This is a genomic window from Bacillota bacterium LX-D, from assembly GCA_031628995.1.
In the GTDB taxonomy this organism is placed as follows: Bacteria; Bacillota; DUOV01; order DUOV01; family Zhaonellaceae; genus JAVLUO01.
The window spans coordinates 1-4,580 of sequence record JAVLUO010000022.1; the positions used below are offsets into that span (position 1 = coordinate 1).

Here is a 4,580-nt window from a genome sequence, read left to right on the forward strand (position 1 = left end):
GGCAGTGACCTGCTCTCCCAGGGAATACTCCCTAGTACCATCGGCGCTGGAGGGCTTAACTTCCGTGTTCGGGATGGGAACGGGTGGTTCCCCTCCGCTATTACCACCAGAAATCTTTATCTTTTTTTTGAGTTTACTTTTGTTCCCTCAAAACTACACAGCGTTTTTTATGGTCAAGCCCTCGACCTATTAGTACCAGTCAGCTTCAAACGTTACCGCTCTTTCACTCCTAGCCTATCTACCTGGTCTTCTTCCAGGGGTCTTACCCCGTCACTTAACTCGATACTCACTCATGAATTAACCCTTATCCCTGTCCCGGGACTATATTTATCGGTTATCCATAAGTAAATACTGAGTTAAGTGACGGGTGGGAAACCTCATCTTGAGGCGGGCTTCGCACTTAGATGCTTTCAGTGCTTATCCCTTCCAGACTTAGCTACCCAGCTATGCCCTTGGCAGGACAACTGGTACACCAGCGGTCTGTCCACCCCGGTCCTCTCGTACTAGGGGCAGCTCCTCTCAAGTTTCCTACGCCTGCGACGGATAGGGACCGAACTGTCTCACGACGTTCTGAACCCAGCTCACGTACCGCTTTAATGGGCGAACAGCCCAACCCTTGGGACCTACTTCAGCCCCAGGATGCGATGAGCCGACATCGAGGTGCCAAACCTCCCCGTCGATGTGGACTCTTGGGGGAGATAAGCCTGTTATCCCCGGGGTAGCTTTTATCCGTTGAGCGACGGCCCTTCCACTCGGTACCGCCGGATCACTAAGCCCGACTTTCGTCCCTGCTCGACCTGTTCGTCTCGCAGTCAAGTACGTTTCTGCCTTTACACTCTCCGGATGATTTCCAACCATCCTGAACGTACCTTTGGGCGCCTCCGTTACTCTTTGGGAGGCGACCGCCCCAGTCAAACTGCCCACCTGACACTGTCCCTAAACCGGTTTACGGCTCAAGGTTAGAATTCCGCTGCTTCAAGAGTGGTATCCCAACATTGACTCCACGAAAACTGGCGTTCTCGCTTCTATGTCTCCCACCTATCCTGTACATGACGCAGCAAAACCCAATGTCAGGCTGCAGTAAAGCTCCACGGGGTCTTTCTGTCCTGTCGCAGGTAACCGGCATCTTTACCGGTACTACAATTTCACCGAGCCCTTCGTTGAGACAGTGCCCAGATCGTTACGCCTTTCGTGCGGGTCGGAACTTACCCGACAAGGAATTTCGCTACCTTAGGACCGTTATAGTTACGGCCGCCGTTTACTGGGGCTTCGGTTCAAAGCTTCATCTTTCGATTGACCTTTCCCCTTAACCTTCCAGCACCGGGCAGGCGTCAGCACCTATACGTCATCTCTTCGATTTAGCAGGCACCTGTGTTTTTGGTAAACAGTCGCCTGGGCCTATTCTCTGCGACCTCCTCTTGCTCGTATGGTTTATACTCACAATACCGAGGTACCCCTTCTCCCGAAGTTACGGGGTCATTTTGCCGAGTTCCTTAACGAAGGTTCTCTCGCGCGCCTTAGGATTCTCTCCTTACCTACCTGTGTCGGTTTCCGGTACGGGCACCCATCTTCCTCGTTAGAGACTTTTCTTGACAGTTTGGGATCGGTTAGTTCGCTACTTGTTTTCGCTCCCCATCACCTCTCAGGCTCTTTGTAAGACGGATTTGCCTGTCTTACGCCCTACCGGCTTAGACGCACTCGACCAACGGTGCGCTTAACTTACCCTCCTGTGTCATCCCTTCCTTCAATCGGCTTTTGGGTGGCATCAGATTCTCAACTGATTTTCCATCGCCTACGCCTTTCGGCCTCAGCTTAGGTCCCGGCTTACCCTGGGTGGACGAGCCTTCCCCAGGAATCCTTAGGTTTCCGGCGAAGAGGATTCTCACCTCTTTTCTCGCTTACTTATACCGGCATTCTCACTTCTATTCGCTCCACAATGCTTTTCAACACTGCTTCCCCGCAAATAGAACGCTCCCCTACCCAAGGAAACATGTCACTGCTATCTTTGGAGTTTGAACTTTAGCCCCTTGGTAACATTTCTTCGCAAATCTTTTTCCTCTTTTGTATTCCTTTTTAGTCTTTCATCGGTTGATTTGCGAAATTAAATGCTTGGCTTTTTCTTCTCCCAAAAACACCAGTGACACGTTTCCTTGCCAAAGCTTCGGTGGTGAACTTGAGCCCCGTTACATTTTCGGCGCAGAGCCACTCGACCAGTGAGCTATTACGCACTCTTTAAATGATGGCTGCTTCTGAGCCAACATCCTGGTTGTCTGTGCATCTCTACATCCTTTTCCACTTAGTTCACACTTAGGGACCTTAGCTGTTGGTCCGGGCTGTTTCCCTTTTGACTATGGACCTTAGCACCCATAGTCTGACTCCCAAGTATAATTAATGGTATTCGCAGTTTGATAAGGTTCGGTAACCGGTTTTGGCCCCTAGCCTATTCAGTGCTCTACCCCCATTAATCTTACCTTGAGGCTAGCCCTAAAGCTATTTCGGGGAGAACCAGCTATCTCTGAGTTCGATTGGCATTTCACCCCTACCCACACGTCATCCGCCGACTTTTCAACGTCGGTCGGTTCGGGCCTCCACGAAATTTTACTTCCGCTTCACCCTGCACATGGGTAGATCACTCAGTTTCGGGTCTACGACAACAAACTTTTCGCCCTCTTTAGACTCGCTTTCGCTTCGGCTCCGTATTTCCTACTTAACCTCGCTTGTTATCGTAACTCGCCGGTCCGTTCTACAAAAAGTACGCGGTCATCCGGCACTTAACTCTACCTACCAAGGTTATTCTAAACTGTGACTTATTCTTTCCTTTAGCCACTTCCTTGCTGCACCAGATCGCTTTAGGGCTTTTTCTCTATTACGTGCATCAGTTTCTGACTTATATGCTTCATAATATACTACTTCCCACTGGTGTCCTCGTGTAGTTACTGTAGTACCGTTATTATGATACTCCAGTCTCTTCTTTAGGTTTGTGGTATATCCTGTATATATCTCGCCTTTCTCATTTTTGATGAGATATACATAGAACATATCATCACCTCTTGGTAAACAAAGTTAAGTGCCGGACTCCCACTGCTTGTAAGCACACGGTTTCAGGTTCTTTTTCACTCCCCTCCCGGGGTGCTTTTCACCTTTCCCTCACGGTACTTGTTCTCTATCGGTCGCTAAGGAGTATTTAGCCTTGGGAGGTGGTCCTCCCTGCTTCCCACAGGGTTCCTCGTGTCCCGTGGTACTCAGGATTCACTCTCGCTCTTTTCGGGCTTTTGTCTACAAGACTCTTACTTCCTATGGTGGGCCTTTCCAGACCTCTTCGACTAGCTCTTCCATTCGCTTTTTGAGTGTCCTTCAACCCCAAAAGCTTTAGCTTTTGGTTTGGGCTCTTCCCTCTTCGCTCGCCGCTACTGGGGGAATCGATTATTCTTTCTCTTCCTCCGGGTACTTAGATGTTTCAGTTCCCCGGGTTCGCTCCTCTATGCCTATTTTGTTCAGCATAGGGTTACGGGATATTACTCCCGCAGGGTTGCCCCATTCGGGTATCTCCGGCTCAACGCTTGCTTGCAGCTTACCGAAGCTTTTCGCAGCTTACCACGCCCTTCTTCGCCTCTTAGCGCCTAGGCATCCTCCGTGTGCTCTTTGTAGCTTGACCATTTTTTTCTTTAGCTACGTTCTCTCGTGTTTTTCTTTGCTGTTTTTTACCTTTTTCTCGGTAAATTGTTTCCTGCGTGACGTTTAGAAAGACTTCCATTGAAAATTTGTTTTTTCTCTATCGTCTTATCGTAGTCACTTACGCTGTGTAGTTTTCAAAGAACTGTGTTTCTTTTTCTCTTAATGAGAAAAGTGGTGGAGATGAGGAGAATCGAACTCCTGACCCCCTGCTTGCAAGGCAGGTGCTCTCCCAGCTGAGCTACACCCCCACGTTTGGGATGTGAGATGTATGGGTTTAGAGGTGAGTTTTTTATCTCTCACTTCTCATTTCCCACTTCTCACTTCTTGTATGGTGGGCCTAGGTGGACTTGAACCACCGACCTCACGCTTATCAGGCGTGCGCTCTGACCAGCTGAGCTATAGGCCCTCTTTTTCAGAGGTTAAAGTCTCTGAGAACTAAACAGTGTTTCTTGCCCGATTACCGACCTGGGATTTGCACTTCTTTCAAGTACATTGCTCCTTAGAAAGGAGGTGATCCAGCCGCACCTTCCGATACGGCTACCTTGTTACGACTTCACCCCAATCACCAACCCCACCTTAGACGGCTCTCTCCTAAAGGTTAAGTCACCGGCTTCGGGTGTTGTTAGCTTTCGTGGTGTGACGGGCGGTGTGTACAAGGCCCGGGAACGTATTCACCGCGGCATGCTGATCCGCGATTACTAGCGATTCCAGCTTCATGCAGGCGAGTTGCAGCCTGCAATCCGAACTGAGAGCTGCTTTTTGGGATTTGCTCCGGATCTCTCTTTCGCTTCCCTCTGTACAGCCCATTGTAGCACGTGTGTAGCCCGGATCATAAGGGGCATGATGATTTGACGTCATCCCCACCTTCCTCCGGTTTGTCACCGGCAGTCTCTTATGAGTGCCCA

At 49.8% G+C, this 4,580-nt stretch carries 2 tRNA genes and 3 rRNA genes (1 of these 5 running past the window's edge); all 5 read right to left on the reverse strand.

The annotated features are described in order from the left end of the window. Positions 1–111 (reverse strand): 5S ribosomal RNA (rrf, locus tag RDV78_11240); the annotation flags it as partial. A gap of 58 nt (positions 112–169) precedes the next feature. Next, positions 170–3,655: ribosomal RNA gene (locus tag RDV78_11245) — 23S ribosomal RNA — on the reverse strand. A gap of 192 nt (positions 3,656–3,847) precedes the next feature. Beyond that, positions 3,848–3,923, reverse strand: a tRNA-Ala gene (locus RDV78_11250). An 81-nt stretch (positions 3,924–4,004) separates the two neighbouring features. Continuing rightward, a tRNA-Ile gene (locus RDV78_11255) sits at positions 4,005–4,081 on the reverse strand. Positions 4,082–4,178: 97 nt separating this feature from the next. Further along, positions 4,179–4,580, reverse strand: a 16S ribosomal RNA gene (locus tag RDV78_11260) (it continues 1,257 nt past the right edge of the window).